Source organism: uncultured Streptococcus sp., from assembly GCF_963456385.1.
GTDB lineage: Bacteria > Bacillota > Bacilli > Lactobacillales > Streptococcaceae > Streptococcus.
Map to the genome: position 1 here is coordinate 1 of NZ_CAUOLF010000022.1, position 19,973 is coordinate 19,973.

The 19,973-nt window shown below is 42.8% G+C and carries 15 protein-coding genes; 1 reads left to right on the forward strand and 14 read right to left on the reverse strand.

The features are described 5' to 3' along the window. Positions 1-179: 179 nt before the first annotated feature. From RP262_RS09070 to RP262_RS09100, 7 genes are all read right to left on the reverse strand, one after another. Positions 180-1,106 (reverse strand): ATP-binding cassette domain-containing protein, encoded by a 927-nt coding sequence (locus RP262_RS09070; protein WP_311154946.1) that lies wholly within the window; start codon positions 1,104-1,106, stop codon positions 180-182. Positions 1,107-1,116: 10 nt separating this feature from the next. Continuing rightward, positions 1,117-2,184: an ABC transporter ATP-binding protein gene (locus RP262_RS09075; protein ID WP_311154947.1), complete on the reverse strand. Its 1,068-nt coding sequence runs from the start codon at positions 2,182-2,184 to the stop codon at positions 1,117-1,119. Positions 2,185-2,192: 8 nt separating this feature from the next. After that, on the reverse strand, positions 2,193-3,119 hold the full coding sequence (oppC, locus tag RP262_RS09080) for an oligopeptide ABC transporter permease OppC (protein ID WP_002908085.1): 927 nt from the start codon (positions 3,117-3,119) through the stop codon (positions 2,193-2,195). Continuing rightward, positions 3,119-4,615, reverse strand: a complete 1,497-nt coding sequence (locus RP262_RS09085) for an ABC transporter permease (protein WP_125434311.1) — start codon at positions 4,613-4,615, stop codon at positions 3,119-3,121. Before RP262_RS09085 ends, oppC begins: the two co-directional genes overlap by 1 nt. Positions 4,616-4,679: 64 nt before the next feature. Then, positions 4,680-6,665: a peptide ABC transporter substrate-binding protein gene (locus RP262_RS09090; protein WP_311154948.1), complete on the reverse strand. Its 1,986-nt coding sequence runs from the start codon at positions 6,663-6,665 to the stop codon at positions 4,680-4,682. A gap of 232 nt (positions 6,666-6,897) precedes the next feature. Beyond that, on the reverse strand, positions 6,898-8,868 hold the full coding sequence (locus RP262_RS09095; RefSeq protein WP_311154949.1) for a peptide ABC transporter substrate-binding protein: 1,971 nt from the start codon (positions 8,866-8,868) through the stop codon (positions 6,898-6,900). Between the two features lie 175 nt (positions 8,869-9,043). After that, positions 9,044-10,999, reverse strand: coding sequence for a peptide ABC transporter substrate-binding protein (locus tag RP262_RS09100; RefSeq protein WP_032912388.1), 1,956 nt, complete (start codon positions 10,997-10,999; stop codon positions 9,044-9,046). A 292-nt stretch (positions 11,000-11,291) separates the two neighbouring features. On the opposite strand from RP262_RS09100, the gene pbp3 reads away from it, so the two are divergent. Next, positions 11,292-12,560: a D-alanyl-D-alanine carboxypeptidase PBP3 gene (gene pbp3, locus RP262_RS09105; protein WP_311154950.1), complete on the forward strand. Its 1,269-nt coding sequence runs from the start codon at positions 11,292-11,294 to the stop codon at positions 12,558-12,560. Between the two features lie 123 nt (positions 12,561-12,683). Here the strand turns inward: pbp3 and sufB are convergent, their stop codons facing one another. From sufB to mecA, 7 genes are all read right to left on the reverse strand, one after another. Beyond that, positions 12,684-14,096: a Fe-S cluster assembly protein SufB gene (sufB, locus tag RP262_RS09110; protein WP_072074541.1), complete on the reverse strand. Its 1,413-nt coding sequence runs from the start codon at positions 14,094-14,096 to the stop codon at positions 12,684-12,686. Positions 14,097-14,113: 17 nt separating this feature from the next. After that, positions 14,114-14,551 carry a Fe-S cluster assembly sulfur transfer protein SufU gene (sufU, locus tag RP262_RS09115; RefSeq protein ID WP_311154951.1) on the reverse strand — a complete coding sequence of 146 codons (438 nt, stop codon included), beginning with the start codon at positions 14,549-14,551 and terminating at the stop codon, positions 14,114-14,116. Next, positions 14,538-15,770, reverse strand: coding sequence for a cysteine desulfurase (locus RP262_RS09120; protein ID WP_311154952.1), 1,233 nt, complete (start codon positions 15,768-15,770; stop codon positions 14,538-14,540). The genes sufU and RP262_RS09120 overlap by 14 nt, the downstream gene beginning before the upstream one ends. Positions 15,771-15,810: 40 nt before the next feature. Then, the gene (sufD, locus tag RP262_RS09125) at positions 15,811-17,073 is read right to left on the reverse strand and encodes a Fe-S cluster assembly protein SufD (RefSeq protein WP_311154953.1); all 1,263 of its coding nucleotides are present in this window, start codon (positions 17,071-17,073) and stop codon (positions 15,811-15,813) included. A gap of 41 nt (positions 17,074-17,114) precedes the next feature. Beyond that, the gene (sufC, locus tag RP262_RS09130) at positions 17,115-17,885 is read right to left on the reverse strand and encodes a Fe-S cluster assembly ATPase SufC (RefSeq protein WP_002893635.1); all 771 of its coding nucleotides are present in this window, start codon (positions 17,883-17,885) and stop codon (positions 17,115-17,117) included. Between the two features lie 89 nt (positions 17,886-17,974). Next, entirely contained in the window at positions 17,975-19,141 is a 1,167-nt protein-coding gene (locus tag RP262_RS09135) for an MraY family glycosyltransferase (protein ID WP_311154954.1), read from the reverse strand. Beyond that, positions 19,132-19,884 carry an adaptor protein MecA gene (gene mecA / locus RP262_RS09140; RefSeq protein WP_125445632.1) on the reverse strand — a complete coding sequence of 251 codons (753 nt, stop codon included), beginning with the start codon at positions 19,882-19,884 and terminating at the stop codon, positions 19,132-19,134. The genes RP262_RS09135 and mecA overlap by 10 nt, the downstream gene beginning before the upstream one ends. Positions 19,885-19,973 lie beyond the last annotated feature (89 nt).

Genomic DNA, 19,973 nt, shown 5'->3' on the forward strand with positions numbered 1-19,973 from the left:
GACAACTATATTAGTATATCACCCAACCACACCTCCTGTCAATACCTTTTCTAATATTTTTTAAAAAAATTATTGTTTTTAAGTTAGTGGATGATATTACATATCTTTGAGGCTGCTAAATTGGCCTACATCCTATCTTGTTTTAAAGGCGCAAAAAAATGCCCTTTCGGACATTTTTTCTATTCTTGTTCTTGTTTATACTTTTCGAGTTCAGCTTTATTAGCCCAGACGTAGTGTCCCGGACGAATCTCTGCCATTTCTGGTTTATCAACAGAATAATCGTGCTGTTCAGGATCATAGACCTTCAACACTTTCTTGCGTTCTAAGATTGGGTCTGGAATTGGAACAGCTGAGAGCAGAGATTGTGTGTAAGGATGGACAGGATGGTTGAACAACTCCTCCGTCTCTGCCACTTCTACAATGACACCTTTGTAAATCACAGCGATACGATCAGAAATAAAACGAACTACCGAAAGGTCATGGGCAATAAAGAGATATGTCAAGCCCAGCTCTTTTTGGAATTTTTTCAAAAGATTCAGAACCTGAGCCCGGACAGATACATCCAAGGCGGAGATAGGCTCATCAGCAATTACGAAATCTGGTTTCATGACCAAAGCGCGAGCAATCCCAATCCGCTGACGCTGTCCACCAGAGAATTCATGAGGATAGCGAGTTAAATGCTCAGCCAACAAGCCGACTTCATTGATGATATCTTTGACTTTTCTTTGACGATCTTCTTCACTATCAAACAAGTGATAATTGTAGAGACCTTCAGAAAGGATGTAGTCAACCGTTGCACGCTCATTCAGACTGGCTGCTGGATCTTGGAAAATCATCTGAATCTTGCGAATCAAGTCTGCTTCTTCTGCTTTTGATTTTTTCCCATTAATCTTTTTGCCTTCGTAGAAAATATCACCTGCACTGGTGTCATTGAGGCCGATGATAGCTCTACCAATTGTAGTCTTACCAGAACCTGATTCTCCTACAAGAGAGAAAGTTTCCCCCTTATTGATGAAGAAATTTGCATTTTTTACTGCTACAAATTTCTTACTTCCTTCACCGAAGGAAATTTCTAAATCTTTAATTTCAACTAATTTTTCAGTCATTTCCTTCCTCCTAAGCTTCTAATTGATTGAAGCCCATTTTTGAACGAATTTTTTCATGTAGGTTTTCGATAATCTCTGGTTTATCAACCTTAGGCGCATCTTCGTGCAGCAACCATGTCTTAGCCCAATGAGTATCTGATACATTGAAAGCCGGTGCTTCTTCTTCAAAGTCAATTGACATGGCATAGTCTGAACGCAAAGCAAAGGCATCCCCTTTGATTGGTGAATAAAGAGACGGTGGTGTTCCAGGAATCGAGTAGAGGGCACCATTTGCATCTGCTAGTTGAGGCAAGCTGGACAGCAAGCTCCATGTATAAGGATGTTTTGGCTCGTAGAAGATTTCTTCAACTGTACCGTATTCGATAATCTCACCAGCATACATGACTGCAACCTTATCTGCAATACTAGCTACAACTCCAAGGTCGTGCGTAATAAAGATGGTTGTGAAATGATATTCTTGCTGCAAGGATTTGAGCAAGTCAATGATCTGCGCTTGAATGGTTACATCGAGGGCAGTTGTCGGCTCATCACAGATAAGAATATCAGGACGGCAAGCCAAGGCAATAGCAATAACAATCCGCTGACGCATGCCACCTGAGTATTGGAAAGGATATTCTTCGAAACGTTTTTCCGCATCTGGAATCCCGACCTTGCTCATGTAATCAATGGCCATTTTTTTAGCTTCTTTGGCTGATTTTCCTTGGTGCTTGATAATAACTTCTGTAATCTGGCTTCCAATGGTGTTAATCGGATCCAAGCTCGTCATAGGATCTTGGAAGATAGTCGCAATTTTTGCACCACGAATTGGTTCCCAATCCTTGTTTGTGCGAAGAGTCGTCAAATCTTTGCCGCGGTAGTCAATAGTTCCCTGAGCTACACGGCCATTTTCTTCTAACATACCAGTGAAGGTCTTGGTCAACACAGATTTACCCGAACCAGATTCACCAACAATAGCCAGTACTTCGCCCTCAATCAAGTCCAATGAGACACCGCGAATGGCGGTTAAGACACGATCGCGAACATCGAATTCCACGACAATATCGCGAGCAGTCAATATTACATTTTCATTCTTTGTCATATTTACTCCTATCTATGTGTACGTGGATCGCTCGCGTCGGCTAAGTTTTGACCAACTACGAAGAAGGTAAGGGATACCAAAATTAGAGTTGTAAGTGGAATCCAAAAGAGGTAGGCATTGGTCGTCACGTTTTGAGAATAATCTGAAATCAAGCGTCCCAAACTTGGCACTGTTACAGGAAGACCTAATCCAAAGAAGGACAGAAAGGCTTCGTAAGAGATAAAGCTTGGCAGCATCTGTGAAGTGGTGGTCACGATAACAGATACCAACTGTGGCATAATGTTCTTCGTTACAATCTTGAGAGTAGGTGTACCAAGGGTACGAGAGGCAAGGTTGTACTCCAAATCCCGATAGCGCATAATTTGCACACGGATAGTGTAAGCAATACCGACCCAACCAGTAATCGTCATGGCAAAAATAAGATTCCAGAAACCAGCACCGATAGAGTAGGTCAAGACAATGACAATCAAGAGGGCTGGAATGTTTGAAATGATATTGTAGATTTCCATCATGACACGGTCGACTGTTTTGGAAATTCCCCAGATACCGCCGATGATAACTCCGATAGCCAGATTAATAACCGTCGCAATAATCGAAATAAGAATAGAATTACGGGCACCAAACCAAACACCATCAAAGAGAGACTTACCATTACTATCCGTTCCAAACCAGTACTGACCACTCGGCTTAATGTAACGCATGCTAAAGTCATTTACCTTACTCACGTCATTAAAGTCGAAGTTTGAAAACATAGGATAAATGAAGCTCATAAGAATAATGGCAATCAGAATCCCCAGCATGGTAATGGTTGATTTCTTTTTCAGAAATTGACGCATGACTGATTTCCAGTAAGAGTAGGCTGGAGCATCAATCGTTTCAGAGGCAAAATCGTCACGTTTGACAAATTGGAATTTGCTTTTATCAATTGTAGCCATTATTTACCTCCTTTTGATGTTAACTTAATACGTGGGTCCAGTACAGTCATCAGAATGTCACCCAGCAAGAGGGCAAAGATAGACAGACATGTGAAGATGAATACGAGCCCAACAACCATAGAGTTATTAGATGCCTTAACGGAATCAATCAACATCTTACCCATACCAGGGAAAGCAAAGACTGTTTCTGTCAAGGTTGCACCAGCAATAACTCCGACGATTGAAGCTGGAATACTAGATACCAGTGGCACCATAGCGTTTTTAAAGATGTGCTTGTTAGAAATTTCTTTTTCTGAGAGACCCTTAGCACGCGCAAAGCGGACAAAATCCTGAGACTGAAGGTCAATCATATAGCGGCGAATCCAAACAGCTGTCCAAGGAGCACTCAAAAGCCCTAGAATAACAGCTGGCAGGACATAAGAACGCCAATCTCCCGCCCCCAAGATTGGGAAGGAATCTGGAAGACCAACGGCAGACCCTGCCAAACGGACAATGTAGACCAAGGCGATGGTTGGCAGTGACATCATAAAGGTCAAGCCCGCTGTAGAAATGCTATCAAACCATGTATTCTTGAGTCGAGCCATGTAGGAACCGAGTGGAATAGCAATCAGATAAGACAGAGCCACACCAATCAAACCGATAATGGCTGAGCTGGTAATCATGGAAGGATTTTGATAGTTGCTTTGAGTCGCTGTATAGGCATCTCCCTTACCAAACTTAGCAATGTCCTGTGAATCGGCTTTGCTTGGAGTCTTGTAAGTACGAGAATAGATGTTTACAGACGATGTCTTTTTGCCTGTTGGGAATTGAACTTCAGAAGACTTAGTTTGTCCTTGTCCTTGCGTAATAACCTGCAGAACAGGGATATTAGCATAGGTCGGATAAGAATTACCTAAATTAAAGGTAATAAAGTTCTGGTGGACAAATGGGAACTGACCATTAAAGTACAGCAGATACTTGTGCTTGGTACCAGAACCCACAAGAGACCAGCCAACAGAGGGATCATTTTCAAACCGGATATAACGCTCTAGGTTCGGATTTTCCTCATCTTGGATAACATTTGGATGATCAATTTGAATCAAATTAGCATAGAACTCAAAGACACGCTCATAAACAGGCACTTCACGTACAGCATAGAATTCTCCGCTCAGTGGGAATTTCTGCAATTTCCAGCCATTGCCAAGTTTATCAATATACTTCTGATAAATCTTCTTGTTTGCTTCTGTAGCTTCTGTTGTAACAGAGGAATCTTCCTTGCTGGCCTTCTCCTGCAGTTCCTTAGTATCATAATAGTCAATGTAACCCATCCGCTCAAAGATGGTGTTTTCATAGTTAGCTTTTTTATCTTTATTAGTCGCTATTTTATTATAGTTGGGATCCTGCTTGAAAATCAACCTTCTTGGCACCATAGTATAGATAATGGCATAAGTCAGGGTCGTCACCAAGAAAATCGACACAATTGAGCGTAAGATACGCATAAAAATATATTTTTTCATTTATCGTTTCCTTTAAATTCCAAAAGAACTTTCTCCTCTATTAGAGAAAGTTCTCTTAGCAAGCTTATTTCACGTGGTCTGCTAATTCTTCTTGAGCTTTTTTATTAGATTCCGCACGTTCTTTATTCCATTTTTCCTGAGCGCTATTATAATCTTTTGTCGTTACAGGCTCATCCTGCAATTTCATGTATTTATAACTTGCTGCTTCACGCGCCTTAGCACCAGACCAAGCAAACGGTGCTGAGAAAGGCACTACCTTAGTCAAGGTTGGACGGCCGGTTCTAGAAGTTACCGGAATCAACAAAGCACTATCAGTCAGCCAAGCCTGAGCAGCCGCATATTTTTCATATCGCTTGTTCAAATCTTGCTTTTCTGCACCCGCTTCGTCAACCAGCTTGGTATATTCATCCAAACCAACTTGTTTCGCTGCGGCATTATCTGTGCCATCAAATCCTAAGAAGGTCTTGGTGTTTTCACCACCAGGTTTGATGACATCTAGATAAGTAGATGGATCTTGATAGTCCGGAGACCAGCCGACATTATCTGAAATATCCCAGTCTTCTTCAGCAGCAGAAGGAGCAAACAAGGTAATGTTAGTCACTTCATCCTTAGACAATTGGTGAACATCAATTACAACATTATCTTTTCCTAAGGTCTTTTCAATAGACTGCTTGAGGGATTGAACACGTTGTACTTTAGAAGTAGCTGTTTGATCAACTGGAATGTCCAGATGAATTGGGAATTCTACTCCATCAGCTTTCAAAGCTTCTTTTGCTTTAGCAAATTCAGCCTTTGCTTTGTTCTCGTTATAGAGACCATCTTGACCATCTGAGAAGTCCACATCTTTCCATTCGTCACCATAAGTTACTACTTTTTCCTTAACTAGGTCACCGAAGGACTTGTCACTAGCCTGCACAAATGTAGGTGGGATGTAAAGGTTACGAAGAAGTTTGTCTGCTCCGTCCTTACCATTAATCTGAGAAGCATAGGACTCACGATTGAAGGCAAAGGTCAAAGCCTGGCGGAAGTCCTTGTTAAGCAAAGCTTTCTTAGTTGAAGTCTTTTGAGCTTCTGATGTCTTAGCAGTATGGTTGTACGACTGACGATCAATGTTTGTACCTACTAAGAAAGTTGAGGCATCTTGAGGTGTATAAACGATATTATCTTTAAAGTCTTTTTCAACCTTTTCATAAGTCGCACTAGTCGGGAAGAGTCTGGCTGTTGTCAGAGCACCTTGACTGAACTGATCAGCTAGTTTCCCTTGATCTTGTCCATCATAGAAAGAGAGTTTCACTGCATCTACGTGAACATTTTCTTTGTCCCAATAATTAGGATTCTTCTCAAATTGAATTTCAGATTTTGAAGTCAATGATTTGAGCAAGAAAGGTCCGTTATAAAGCAAGCTTGTTGGATCAGTTGCTTGAGCGAACTTATCACCTTGGTTTTTCAAAAAGTCTTTGTTTACTGGGTAGAGAATTCCCATTGTAGTTTTAGAATTCCAGAAGCTTTCTGGCTCATTAAGAGTATACTCAACGGTATGATCATCGACTGCTTTGATCCCTACTTCTGAGAAATCAATCTTCCCAGAAATATAGTCCTTAAGCCCTTTGACAGAATCCTGAACCAAGTAGATTGTTTCAGATTTATTGTCTGCCGCATACTTAAGACCTGTAACAAAGTCTTCTGCTGTAACATCTGCGTACTCTTCACCTTCGGAAGTATACCACTTAGCGTCTTTGCGAAGCTTATAAGTATAGGTTTTCCCATCTGGTGATACAGTCCATTCCTCTGCCATTGAAGGAACTAAGTTTCCATATTGGTCGTTTTCTAAAAGACCGTCAATGACATTGGCAGTCAAGTCTGTTGTAGCAGCCTTGCTTGAAGTGAGATAGTTCAAGTTTTCAGGATCTGTCTCGTAGATATAATTAAAGGTGTTAGAAGAGTCTGAGCTGCCTGACTTTGTGTTTGGCTTAGAGCCTGAGCAAGCTGCAAGAAAGCCAGCCGCAAGAAGAGTAACTCCTGCTAACGCAAGGACTTTGCTTTGTTTCATATGGGTTTCTCCATCTTTTAGATTTTTAGATTTAATTAAGATTATAGCATAGATAGTACTAAAAGTAAAATAAATTTTCAGAATATTAAGTTAGCTCACTAACACCCTAAGATGTTTATGTAATCAGGCTTCCTGCATGTTTGCTATATAGGATTAGACAAGCTCAAACTCGCTTATTCTATCTCTCAAATCATCAAAAACCCCACTGTTGCTACAATGGGATTTTCTTGATTTATTTGATATGTTCTGCGAGTTCTGCTTGAGCTTTTTTATTGGATTCTTCCTTTTCTTTTGCCCATTTTTCACGCGCTTTTTCATAATCTTTAGTCGTTATTGGTTTATCTTGGATTTCAACATATTTAAAACTGTATTCGCCCTTGTTTCCAGTCCAAGCAAATGGTCCTGAGAATGGAACAACCTTACGGACACTTGGTGTTGCACCAGATGACCAAGCTGGCATCAACAGAGCACTGTCTGTCAGCCAAGCCTGAGCTGCAGCATATTTTTCGTAACGTTTGTTAATATCCTCGTTTTCTGAAGCAGCGTCTTCCAAGAGCTTATCATACTCTTCAAAGCCAGCCTCTTTAGCTGCTGCATTATCTGTTCCAGGGTCAAAACCAAAGTAGCTGTCAACATTCTCACCAGTCTTAGAGCCAGTGATTTCCAGATAAGAAGATGGATCGTTATAATCTGGACTCCAGCCAAGATTATTATTCAAGTCCCAGTCTTCTTGGGATGCAGAGGTCGCAAAGTAGGTGATATTATTCAACTCATCATCTGTCATCTGCTGAATATCAATTACTACATTGTCAGAGCCAAGATTGGCTTCAATAGACTGCTTCAATGACTGAACACTCTTAACGCCATTGGTATCTGCTGAGCTAACTGGAATATCCAGATGGATTGGGAATTCCACTCCTTCTGCCTGCAGCGCTTCCTTAGCTTTGGCAAATTCTGCCTTGGCTTTTTCTGGATTATAAAGACCATCCTGAGCGTCGTCTAATTTGACTCCCTTCCACTCATCACCGTAGCTAGCCAGATTTTCTTCTACAATGCTGCCGAACTCTTTACCATTAGCTTGAACAAAGGTTGGCGGAACAAAGGTATTACGAAGCTGCTTGTCTGCTGCTTCTTCGCCATTGGTTTGGGCAGAATAGGCAGTACGGTCAAAGGCAAAAAGCAGAGCCTGACGGAAATCTTTATTGAGCAGTGCTTTCTTAGTGGAAGATTTCTGTGCATCCGTTGTCTTGGAGGTATGCTCGTAAGACTGACGGTCAATATTAGTTGTAACAAAGAAGGTTCCTGAACCTTGAGGAGTGTAGACGATATTGTCGCCGTACTGTTTCTTCACACTGGCAAAGTTGGAGCTATTTGGGAAAAGACGGGCAATGGTGTAGTTGCCGTCAGAAAAGCCGCGTACCAGAGACTCTGTATCTTGGCCATCATAGTAAGAGAACTTGACAGTATCGATTTTCACCTTTTCCTTATCCCAATAGTTCGGATTCTTCTCTAAGCTAATTTGAGATTTCGAAGTGATGGATTTCAAGATAAACGGACCGTTATAGAGGACACTAGTTGGATCTGTCCCCTGAGCAAACTTGTCACCTTTTGATTTCAGAAATTCTTCATTAATTGGGAAAAGAATCCCCATGGTTGTCTTAGAATTCCAGAAACTTTCTGGCTGATTCAAAGTGTATTGAACAGTAGAATCATCCACCGCCTTAACACCAACTTGGGAGAAATCAGTTATTTTACCATTGACATAGTCGTCCAAGCCTTTAATGGATTTTTGAACGATATAAAGACCATCAGACTTGCTGTCAGCGGCATGCTTCAGACTGGTCACAAAGTCCTTAGCAGTCACATCTGCATACTCTTCACCATCAGAAGTATACCATTTCACTCCCTCACGAAGCTTATAAGTATAGGTCAGACCATCTTTTGAAACGGTCCAATCTTCCGCTAGAGAAGGCACTAAGTTACCATACTTATCGCTTTCTAGCAAACCATCCACTACATTAGCCATAATCTCATTGGTTGCCCGCTTATTGGACACAGTGTAATCCAGTGTATCTGGATCTGAGGTATAAACATAGCTATAGTTTTTCCCAGATGAATTGGAACCACCAAACGAACAGGCAGCCAAAATTCCTGCAGAGAGAATGACAAGCCCAGCAGCTGCAGCTAACTTAGATGTTTTCATAAACTTCCTCCAGTTTTCATTAAGATTACTTTCATTATAGCACTTCTGCGACAGGATGTAAACGCTTCAACATAATGAAACCAAACATAAAAAAGAGAGAACAAAAATGTTCTCTCCATTAAATCACTTGTTTCAACACTGTCAGCAAAGAGCCGAGCTCTTGCTGTTCTGGATTTTATTTAATGTGTTTTTCTAAGTCTTCTTGGGCTTTTTTATTGGATGCTTCCTTTTCTTTTTCCCATTTCTTAAGAGCCGCTTCATAGTCTTTAGCTGTAACAATATCATTTTGGAGCTCCATGTTCTTAAAGACATAGGCATCTCCTTTAATTCCGACATAAGAGTAAGACTTGGTAAATGGCACAACCTTCTGAACGACTGGTGAACCACCACCAGAAACACTAGGAATAACAATGGAGCTATCCGTCAACCAAGCCTGAGCTGCTGCGTACTTGGTGTAACGAGCATCTGTATCTTGTTTTTCTTGATCAGCTTCATCCAGCAAAGCCTTGTATTCATTCAAGCCAACCTTATTTGCCACATCAGCATTTTTCCCTTTTTCTATACCAATATTATCTGCAGCATCACCTGTTTCAGGGTTAAAGATATTCAGATAAGTTGATGGATCTTGGTAGTCTGCTGACCAGCCAGACATGTTGAGATCGTAGTCTTTCTGAGCTGCTGTTTCTGCAAAGTAGGCAGAATTATCAAAGTCATCTGTTGACATTTGCTGAACATCAATAACGACATTTTCTTGGCCAAGCGCTGATTCGACAGACTGTTTGAAGGAGTTCGTCCGTTGTACCAAAACCTTGTCAGACTGATCGACAGGGACGTCAATATGGATTGGGAATTCTACACCTTCAGCTTGCAAGGTTTCTTTTGCCTTGGCAAATTCCGCCTTGGCTTTATCAGCATTGTAGATACTATCCTGAGCATCCGCCAGCTTAATGCCATTCCACTCATCTCCATAAGATGAAAGTTGGCTCTCTACTACATCAGAGAAGTCCTTACCGTCCACCTGCACAAAGCTAGGAGGAACAAGCAAGCTACGGATGAGTTTAGTCGCTCCATCTTTACCATTCATCTGAGCTCCAAAAGATGTCCGGTCAAAGGCAAAGTTAATCGCCTGACGGAAGTCTTTATTTTGAATAGCAGCTGTAGTTGATGCCTTTTGAGCATCTGATGTCTTAGACGAATGATTATAAGTCTTACGATTCAGATTGAAAGCAAAATAGAAACTAGTTGAATTCTGTGGTGTGTAAATAATATTGTCTTTGTACTGCTTTTCTACAGAAGCATAGTTAGAGCTCGTAGGGTAAAGCCGTGCTTGAGAATAAGCCCCGTCTGAGAAGTTGCGGATCAAGGATTCCTGATCCGAACCATCAAAATAAGTCAGTTTTATATTTTCAACCTTGACATTGTCCTTATCCCAATAGTTCTGGTTTTTAGCATATTCAATGACAGACTTAGAAGTGAATGCTTTCAGAACATAAGGTCCGTTATAAAGAATGGAAGAAGGTTTTACGGTACCAAAATCTTTGCCTTGTGACTTCAAGAAATCCTCATTGATGGGGAACAGAATCCCCATGGTCGTCTTAGAGTTCCAGTAGCTTTCTGGCTGGTTGAGCGTGTATTCGACCGTGTGGTCATCAACTGCTTTTACTCCAACTGTTGAGAAGTCTTTAGACTCTCCTTTGACATAGGCATCCAAGCCTTTGATAGAGCTTTGGACGATAGGAAGAGCTTCAGAATTTTCATCTGCCGCGTGCTTCAAACCTGCTACAAAGTCTTGTGCTTTAACCTCTGCATATTCTTCACCATCTGATGTGTACCACTTAGCATCTTTACGAAGCTTATAGGTATAGGTCAAACCATCCTTTGAAACAGTCCAGTCTTCCGCAATAGATGGAACCAAATTGCCGTATTTATCATTTTCTAAAAGGCCGTCCACCAAGTTTGTAATAACATCGGACGTAGTAGCTCGATTTGAATTGACATAGTCCAAAGTATCAGGATCACTCAAATAGACATAAGAATAGGTATTACTGGCACTAGAGCTTCCACAAGCAGCTAAGATTAGTGTTGACACGACTGTCAGTCCAGTAATGGCCAACCATTTAGATTTTTTCATGAGCATTCTCCTTCTCAATTTATATTGTATTATTATACAATATTTTTTTATAAAAACAAATGTTTTATGTAGAAAAATAATAATTTTCTATTTTTCAGCTTGTATATCTGTATTATTTCAAATATTTTTCTATTTTGTGAGTTTTTCCGAAAGATGCTTTTATAAAAAATCTCTTTAAGGGGATTACCCTACTTTTCTCTACATTTATTTTGTAACCTTTTATTATCCTTGATTTATAAAAGAAAAGAGAATTTTATGATACAATGGTTATATCTTGTTTTAGGGGAAAGAAATGAAACGATTATTCCTATGTTTACTAGTTTTGGTCGGAATGACCGCCAACAAGGTGGCAGCAGATGATTACAACATTGCCGCTAAGAGTGCTATGGCTGTGGACGCTACTTCTGGAAAGATTCTCTACGAAAAAGATGCTAATACTCCAATCGAAGTTGGCTCCATCACTAATCTTTTGACCGTCTATCTGGTCTATGAAGCCATTGATAGAGGAGACCTAACTGCCGATACCTATGTTGATATTTCAGACTACGCCTACAATCTGACAGCTAATCCAAATATCAGTAATGTCCCTTTGGAAGCCAGACGTTACAAAGTCAAGGACTTGATTGCCGCGTCTTTGATGTCCAGCTCCAACAGTGCCACGATTGCTTTGGCTGAGAAGGTTGGGGGCAGCGAAGAAAATTTCGTCCAAATGATGAAGGCCAAGCTTAAAGAATGGGGAATCACAGATGCTACTATTGTAAACTCCACAGGGCTGAATACTCTTCTTCTAGAATACGCAACTGAAGAAACAGAGTATAGCGCCTCAGCTAGCACAGCTAAAAAAAGCAAGGACACTGAAAACAAATTCAGCGCCTACGACTTGGCTGTTATCAGCCGGCATCTGATTATGGACTTCCCTCAAGTGACAGACATCACGTCCAAGTCCACAGCCAAATTTGCAGGGACAAGTCTTGAAAATTATAACTTCATGCTGGAAAACCAGTCCAACTTCCGCTCAGGTGTAGACGGACTCAAAGCCGGCTCTTCTGAGAAGGGAGGCTCTTCCTTTGTTGCAACGACTACTGAGAATGGCATTCGCATGATTACTGTTGTGCTGGACGTTGAGCAAACTGACGGAGACCCTTACGCACGCTTTGTAGCCACAGCGTCTTTGATGAACTATGTTTCGCAAAACTTCACCCAGACGACCATTGTGGCCGAGGGTGAAGCCTACAATAAAAGCCATTCAACCGTTATTGACGGCAAACAAAAGACCGTGCCAGCCGTTGCTAGCAAGGATTTTACCATCATTGAGCGCATCGCCAATCAGGCTGAGCACAAGGTGGAATTTTCTACCAACGAAAAAGGATTCCAAGCTCCACTGAAAAAAAATACCGAACTTGGCACCCTGACCTATACCGACCCTGAGCCAATCGGCCAAGGCTATCTGGAAAACAAAGCCCCCTCTGTCACAATGGTAGCAGGCCAAGAGGTGGAAAAAAGTATTTTCTTCAAGGTCTGGTGGAATGACTTCGTCCGCTATGTCAACGAGAAACTATAAAGAACAACCGCGAATCAAATGATTCGCGGTTGTTTTGTATGGTTTGTAAATGTTGGACTACAACTAGCAAAATTCTTTGAATATTAACTCGCAGTGCGGTTATTCAAGCAGTGATTTAAAGTTTTACCCAACTGATCCTTCCATTTCATAGCTGATAAGGCGGTTAAGCTCAACAGCGTATTCCATAGGCAGTTCTTTGGTGAATGGTTCGACAAAGCCCATGACAATCATTTCGGTAGCTTCGGATTCGGACAAGCCACGGCTCATGAGATAGTAGAGCTGCTCTTCTGAAATCTTAGAAACCTTGGCTTCATGCTCCAGAGCCACTTGGGAGTTATGAATTTCATTAAAGGGAATGGTATCTGATGCCGAAATATCGTCCATGATAATCGTATCACACTCAATATGGCTGACAGATTTCTGTGAATTCTTTCCAAAGGTCACTTGACCGCGGTAGTCCACTTTACCTCCGCCCTTAGCAATAGACTTAGACACGATAGATGAGCTGGTATGCGGAGCATTATGAATCATCTTAGCACCTGTATCTTGGTGCTGATTGGTATTGGCAAAGGCAATAGAAAGCATAGTTCCACGCGCTCCAGGTCCGTCCAGATAGACAGACGGATACTTCATAGTTGTTTTTGCACCAAGGTTCCCATCAATCCACTCAACCGTCGCATCTTTCATAGCCCTCGCCCGCTTGGTCACGAGGTTGTAGACATTATCGGACCAGTTTTGAATAGTGGTGTAGCGCATATAGGCCCCATCAAGGGCAAAAATTTCAACAATCGCAGCATGCAAGCTATTGCTGGAATAAGTCGGAGCTGTACATCCCTCAACATAATGGACGCTAGCGCCCTCATCGACGATAATCAAAGTCCGCTCAAACTGACCCGAATTTTCATTGTTAATCCGGAAATAAGTCTGCAAAGGAACATCTACCTTGACACCTTTTGGAACATAGATGAAGGTACCACCAGACCAGACGGCGGAGTTGAGAGCTGCTAGCTTGTTATCTGTCGGAGGGACCAGCTTAGCAAAATACTGCTTGAAAAGCTCTGGGTATTCCTTAAGAGCTGAGTCGGTATCTGTGAAGACGATTCCTAGCTTTTGGAACTCTTCCTTCATATTGTGGTAGACCACTTCTGATTCATACTGGGCAGCCGCACCAGCCAGGTAGGCTCTCTCTGCTTCTGGAATCCCAATCCGCTCAAAGGTTTCCTTGATCTTCTCAGGCACTTCATCCCAACTTCTAGCTGGCTTATCAGAAGCCTTTTGATAATAAATCAAGTCATCAAAATTAATCTCTGACAAATCCGGCCCCCAAGTCTGCATCGGCATCTTCTTGAAAGCCTCGTAGGATTTGAGGCGAAAATCCAGCATCCACTCTGGTTCATCCTTGGCTGCAGAAAGCTCACGAATGACCGCTTCATTCAGCCCTTTCCCTGTCGAGAGAACAGGTTCAACATCGTCATGGAAACCAAACTTGTATTCACCGAGATCAATCGGTTTTGGTTCTACTCTTTCTTCTGACATAATTTCCTTTCACATTCTTACTTTTTATCTTCTTCAATTGCTCGCTTGAGGGCATTCCAACCCAAGGTCGCACACTTAATCCGCTGCGGGAATTTGGCAACACCTGCTAAAAAGGCTCCATCTCCCAATTCTTTCTGGCGACTGTCTTCCTGGCCCTGAACCATCTGCGAGAAAACTTCTGCTAATTCCAGCGCCTGCTCTTTTGTCTTGCCCAGAACCGCATCCGTCATCATGCTGGCCGAAGCCGTTGAGATGGTACAGCCAGAATTCACAAAGGCAATATTCTCAATCTGATTTTCCGCATTAAACTTGACAGACAGGCTGATAACATCGCCACAGGTCGGGTTATTGAGGACTACCTGCTCCGCATCTTCCAGTTTCCCATGATGATGGGGGTGAGCCGAATGGTCGGTCACAACCGCCTTGTAAAGACTGTCTAACTTAGAAAGCGCCATTGAAAAACTCCTTTGTCTTTTCTAAAGCATCTACCAGCTTGTCGCAATCCGCATAGGTATTGTAGATGTAAAAGCTGGCTCGAACAGTCGCTGACACCTGCAGATAGGTGAGCAGAGGCTGAGCACAATGGTGACCCGCCCGAACAGCCACTCCTTCGTAGTCCAGAGCTGTCGCGACATCATGTGGATGGAGACCGTCCAGATTAAAGGCAATCACACCTGAGCGCTGGGCCAAATCCTGAGAGCCATAAATGGTCAAGCCTTCTACTGCCTGTAGCTTAGGAAATACGTAGGCAATCAAGTCCTGCTCATGCTGAGCAATAGCATCCATACCCAAGTCTTCCAAATAATCAATGGCTGCCGCAAGACCGATTGCTCCTGCCATATTCGGCGTTCCGGCCTCAAACTTCCAAGGCAGCTCCTTCCAGGTCGCTTCCTGTTCATAGACGAAATCAATCATCTCTCCGCCAAACTCGACTGGCGACATCTGCTCTAGCAGCTCTTCCTTGCCATAGAGAACTCCGATACCAGTCGGGCCTGCCATCTTATGCCCAGAAAAGACGAAGAAGTCCACATCCAAATCCTGCACATCAATTTCCATGTGCGGAATGGATTGAGCACCATCTACCACCAAAAGCGCTCCTTGCTGATGAACCAGCTGGGCAATCTCCTTGATGGGATTGATGACACCGAGGACATTGGAAGCATGAGCCAGAGAGACAAACTTGGTTCGCTCACTGAGCTTGGCACGGAAATCATCCATATCCAGAGCACCATCTTTGAGATAGACATAAACCAACTTGGCTCCGGTCTTCCTACAAGCTTCCTGCCAGGGAATGACATTGGAATGGTGCTCCATGATAGAAATCATCACTTCATCACCAGGCTGCAACCTTTCAGCCGCAAACTGAGCCACCCAATTAAGACTCGTCGTGGTTCCTCGTGTAAAGAGAACTTCTCTGCTAGAAGCCGCATTGATAAAAGAACGGACTCTTTCTCTGGCTGCTTCATAGGCTGCAGTTGCCCGCTCCGCTAGCGTATGCACACCGCGATGGACGTTGGCATTGTCTCTAAGATAGTATTCCTCAATGGCATCTAGCACTTGCTTGGGTTTCTGGGTTGTCGCCGCATTGTCCAAATAAACCAAAGGCTCATCATTGACAATTTGGTCCAAAATGGGAAAATCTTGCTTGATTGCTTCTGCATTAAATCCAGACATGAAGACTCCTATCTACTTACACGGGACAAGGCCCAGCTTTTTATCTTTTTGCGAGAATAATATCGATATTTTCAATCATTTCATCGCGAACTTCCTTAACAGGGATTTCTACTATCACTGACCCTAAGAAGCCGCGCACGACCAAGCGTTCAGCCGTCGCCTTATCAAGACCCCGACTCATGAGGTAATACATATCCTCCGGATCAACCTGACCGATAGAAGCCGCGTGACCAGCTGTCACATCGTTCTCATCAATCAAAAGGATGGGATTAGCATCTGAGCGCGCTTGATCAGACAGCATGAGAACCCGGCTTTCCTGCTGGGCATCTGCTCCCTTAGCCCCTTTGATAATATGACCGATACCATTGAAGGTCAGGGTCCCTTTTTCCAGGATAACCCCGTGCTGCAGGATATTTCCAATAGAGTTGCAGCCATAGTTAGTTACGCGGGTATCGATTCCCTGAACTTGCTTACCGCTGGAAAGAGCCACCACTTTCATATCCGCATGGCTGCCCTTACCATAAAGGTCGCTATCAAAGTCAGCCACGACATTGCCTTCGTTCATAACGCCGATAGCCCAGTCAATCATAGCATCGTTGTCCAGCTTACCGCGACGACTGATATAAGCCGTTACATTTTCGCCCAAGCGGTCAATAGCTGAAAACTTAATCTGAGCGCCAGCCTGAGCAATAACTTCGACAGTGATATTGGCAGTTACTGGAACAGACCCTTCACCGTAAGTTTCCAAGCGTTCCAAGTAGTTAACTTTAGAATGCTTGCCCGCAATAATCAAAATATGCTTATTAAATGGAACATCGCTTTCGCTGTCTTGATAAAAAATTCCTTCAATCGGCTGGTCAATCTCAACATTGTCTGGCACATAAAGAACCGCACCGCTGTTGAAATAGGCAGTGTGATAAGCCGCCAATTTGTCCTCGTCATACTTGACAGCAGACATAAAATGCTTCTCTACCAACTCTGGAATTTCTTCCAAAGCTGTGTGAAAATCTGTGAAAACCACGCCTTGGGCTGCCAAATCAGCCGGCAATTGCTCCAGGACAGTCTGAGTTCCCAACTGAACAAGCTTGAGATTGTCATCTAGGGCTGTAAAATCTGGAACACTTGTCAATGGGTCACTCTCTGAAATACGGCCGTCACCCAGATTCCAGCGATGAAACTTAACCCGCTCAATACGCGGCAATTCTAACTGGTCAATCTTATCAAAGGCCTGCTGGCGCAGTTGAAAGAGCCAATCCGGCTCCGCATGTAGCTGTGAAAATTCTTGAATCAATTCTTTAGTCATGTCATTCTCCTATCTTTTATCAAAGTCAAAAGAATGTTTGACTAGGCTTCTTCGGTATAGGTGAAGCCCAACTCTTCAGCCAATTTAGCATATCCTTCTTTCTCCAAGCGGACTGCCAATTCTGGACCGCCAGAAAGAACGACTTTACCATCCATCATGACATGAACCACATCTGGAGTGATATAGTTGAGCAGGCGTTGGTAGTGGGTGATAATCATAGCACCAAAGCCTTCACCGCGCATAGCATTAACCCCTTTGGACACAACCTTAAGAGCATCGATATCTAGACCTGAGTCAATCTCATCCAAGAGTGCAAAAGTTGGCTCAAGCATGAGCAACTGCAGAATTTCATTGCGCTTCTTTTCACCACCGGAGAAACCTTCATTAAGATAACGCTCAGCCATTTCTTCTTTCATGTTGAGCAGTTCCATCTTTTCATCCAGCTTCATGATAAAGTCGCGGACAGAGATTTTTTCCTCGTCTTCCTTACCAGCATTCATAGCTGCACGGAGAAACTCTGCATTAGTAATACCAGGAATTTCACTAGGGTACTGCATAGCCAAGAAGAGTCCCATGCGAGCACGCTCATCAACTTCCAATTCTAAGATATTGACTCCATCAAAAAGCACTTCTCCTTGAGTCACTTCGTAGTTAGGATTGCCCATGATGGCTGCAGACAAGGTGGACTTCCCTGTTCCATTCGGGCCCATAATAGCTGCAACCTCTCCCGTTTTCAGAGTGAGATTCACCCCTTTGAGAATTTTTTTCCCTTCGATTTCAACATGAAGATCTTTGATTTCTAAGACAGACATTTCTTTTTCCTTTCTTTGCTTAGCTGATTTACATACTTTAGTATACCAAAAAAAAGCCCAAAAGGCTTTTATTTTGTTTAGAGCTATTCTTATTTATTCCGCTTTTGACGCCATTTCCGCCGAACTTCCTCTCGGTAGGAGGAGTTGCCAATAAAGCGGAGAATATTGAGTAAAGGAGTACGATTAGGCCCCAAAACTCCGACCAGCTCAGCAAAGAGCTCAACACCCAGAAGTAAGCCAATCATCAAGAGAACACCACCAATTCGACTGGAAACATTCAACAAGAGAGAAATCATGGCAAAGACCAGCGAAATCCCATAGATAACCAGCACTGTCCCTCGGTGAGTCAGTCCCAAGGACAAGAGTCTATGATGGAGATGGTGCTTGTCAGGCGTGTAGAATTTCTGACCAGACAGAGTACGGCGGATAATCGCCAGAAAAGTATCCGTAATCGGCACTCCTAGGATAATCATAGGAGTAACCACCGCAACAGCCGTCGCATTTTTCAGCCCTTGCAAGGACAAGACGGCAATCATAAAGCCAATGAAGAGAGCCCCCGTATCACCAAGATAGATGATAGCTGGATGGTAATTGTAAGGGAAAAAACCCGCAATTGACAAGACCAAGACGAAAATAGTCAAGGTCAGAAAGAGATTGTGCTGGGGCAAAAAGAAGTAAGAAACAATCCCCATCGTAACCAAGGAGATGATGGACACCCCACTCACCAGACCATCCAAACCGTCAATCAAATTAACTGCATTGGTGATAGAAATAATCCACACCACTGTCAAAATATAGGACAGCCAAGGCTCAAAATGCAGGAAAGGTCCGCCAAAAGGAATCTTAAAATCATCCAATCGGAAATCTGTCAACCACCAGATTAGGCTGGCTGCTAGAACAATTCCGCCCATTTTCAGCAGGGGCGATAGTTCTTTGATATCATCGACCAGCCCTGTAAAGGCAATAATCAAACCACCTAGAACGACCGGCCAAACATAATCAAAATAGGTCTGTCCAAAAAAATCTACAGCAACAATCTGCGGCATCAAGAGCAGAGTAGAGATAGAAAAGGCCGCTACAATCGCCAGCCCGCCACTGCTAGGCATTGGCTTTTTATTGATGCGACGAGCATTGGGATAATCTACCGCACCAATCTTAAAGGCTAGGAGCCGAACAAAAGGCGTCAGAATCACCCCGATAAAAAAAGTTCCCAGCAATACCAAGATAAACTTTAAAGGAAAAGTAATCATAGGCATTCAACCTTCTGCAAGCCGGAGACGGCATCTGTCACCAAAAGCAGATGACCGTGCTCCTGCAGCACCGCCCGAGTGATATCTGAGTCATCTGCAAACTCACGCATCTTGGCCAAGAGCCAAGCTGGATAGCGCTCTGGGAAGCCCTCAACGTCTACTAAAATTGTCAAATAATAAGCTGAATCATACTTATAAAGCTCTGATAAGTCAATCTTATAGTCCACCGTCTGGGCAAAGGCCGCAGCAGCCTTAATATCTTCAAAACGCAGGATGTAGTAAATGTAACGCTCTGCATTTTCTGCTGACTGCTCATCAGCCTCCTCTTGAGAAAGCTGCTCCCTTTCCTCTGCTTCGGCTGTTTCCAAAGATTGGACTGCTTCTATGTCTTCCTTACTCTTTTCAAAAATGCTCTTTTCTAGTGTCTTGAGGAATTCATCTGGAGACATATGAGACAGCTCGTCCATGTCTGGCAGATCTGCCAAATCCTCAAAACTCAGATTCTTATCCAATTTAGATTTGGTAACAAAAACATCCACCTTATCTGGCTTAGGCGTCACTCGAAAACTCAGCATACCGCTATCCAAAAAATTATCCGGCATTTCCAACTCATCTAAGATGGTATAGAAAAACTCTTCCGTCTTTTCTTGAGGAACCAAGAAATCGGCCATTTCCATGCCGCGCTCTTCCAAATCTTCCAGCTGAATCGTGATTTTTATGGTCGAATCACTAATCTGTTTCATTTCCATATCTCTACCTCATACACTTCTAGTTCTACTATTATACTAAAAAATCCCCCGTATTTCAAAAAATAGCTAGTATCGGTCTGAAAATGGAA

Excerpts from the sequence above, each read along its gene's own strand:
- RP262_RS09070 (WP_311154946.1), bottom strand. The coding sequence starts at position 1,106 with ATGACTGAAAAATTAGTTGAAATTAAAGATTTAGAAATTTCCTTCGGT.
- RP262_RS09075 (WP_311154947.1), bottom strand. The coding sequence starts at position 2,184 with ATGACAAAGAATGAAAATGTAATATTGACTGCTCGCGATATTGTCGTG.
- oppC (WP_002908085.1), bottom strand. The coding sequence starts at position 3,119 with ATGGCTACAATTGATAAAAGCAAATTCCAATTTGTCAAACGTGACGAT.
- RP262_RS09085 (WP_125434311.1), bottom strand. The coding sequence starts at position 4,615 with ATGAAAAAATATATTTTTATGCGTATCTTACGCTCAATTGTGTCGATT.
- RP262_RS09090 (WP_311154948.1), bottom strand. The coding sequence starts at position 6,665 with ATGAAACAAAGCAAAGTCCTTGCGTTAGCAGGAGTTACTCTTCTTGCG.
- RP262_RS09095 (WP_311154949.1), bottom strand. The coding sequence starts at position 8,868 with ATGAAAACATCTAAGTTAGCTGCAGCTGCTGGGCTTGTCATTCTCTCT.
- RP262_RS09100 (WP_032912388.1), bottom strand. The coding sequence starts at position 10,999 with ATGAAAAAATCTAAATGGTTGGCCATTACTGGACTGACAGTCGTGTCA.
- pbp3 (WP_311154950.1), top strand. The coding sequence starts at position 11,292 with ATGAAACGATTATTCCTATGTTTACTAGTTTTGGTCGGAATGACCGCC.
- sufB (WP_072074541.1), bottom strand. The coding sequence starts at position 14,096 with ATGTCAGAAGAAAGAGTAGAACCAAAACCGATTGATCTCGGTGAATAC.
- sufU (WP_311154951.1), bottom strand. The coding sequence starts at position 14,551 with ATGGCGCTTTCTAAGTTAGACAGTCTTTACAAGGCGGTTGTGACCGAC.
- RP262_RS09120 (WP_311154952.1), bottom strand. The coding sequence starts at position 15,770 with ATGTCTGGATTTAATGCAGAAGCAATCAAGCAAGATTTTCCCATTTTG.
- sufD (WP_311154953.1), bottom strand. The coding sequence starts at position 17,073 with ATGACTAAAGAATTGATTCAAGAATTTTCACAGCTACATGCGGAGCCG.
- sufC (WP_002893635.1), bottom strand. The coding sequence starts at position 17,885 with ATGTCTGTCTTAGAAATCAAAGATCTTCATGTTGAAATCGAAGGGAAA.
- RP262_RS09135 (WP_311154954.1), bottom strand. The coding sequence starts at position 19,141 with ATGCCTATGATTACTTTTCCTTTAAAGTTTATCTTGGTATTGCTGGGA.
- mecA (WP_125445632.1), bottom strand. The coding sequence starts at position 19,884 with ATGGAAATGAAACAGATTAGTGATTCGACCATAAAAATCACGATTCAG.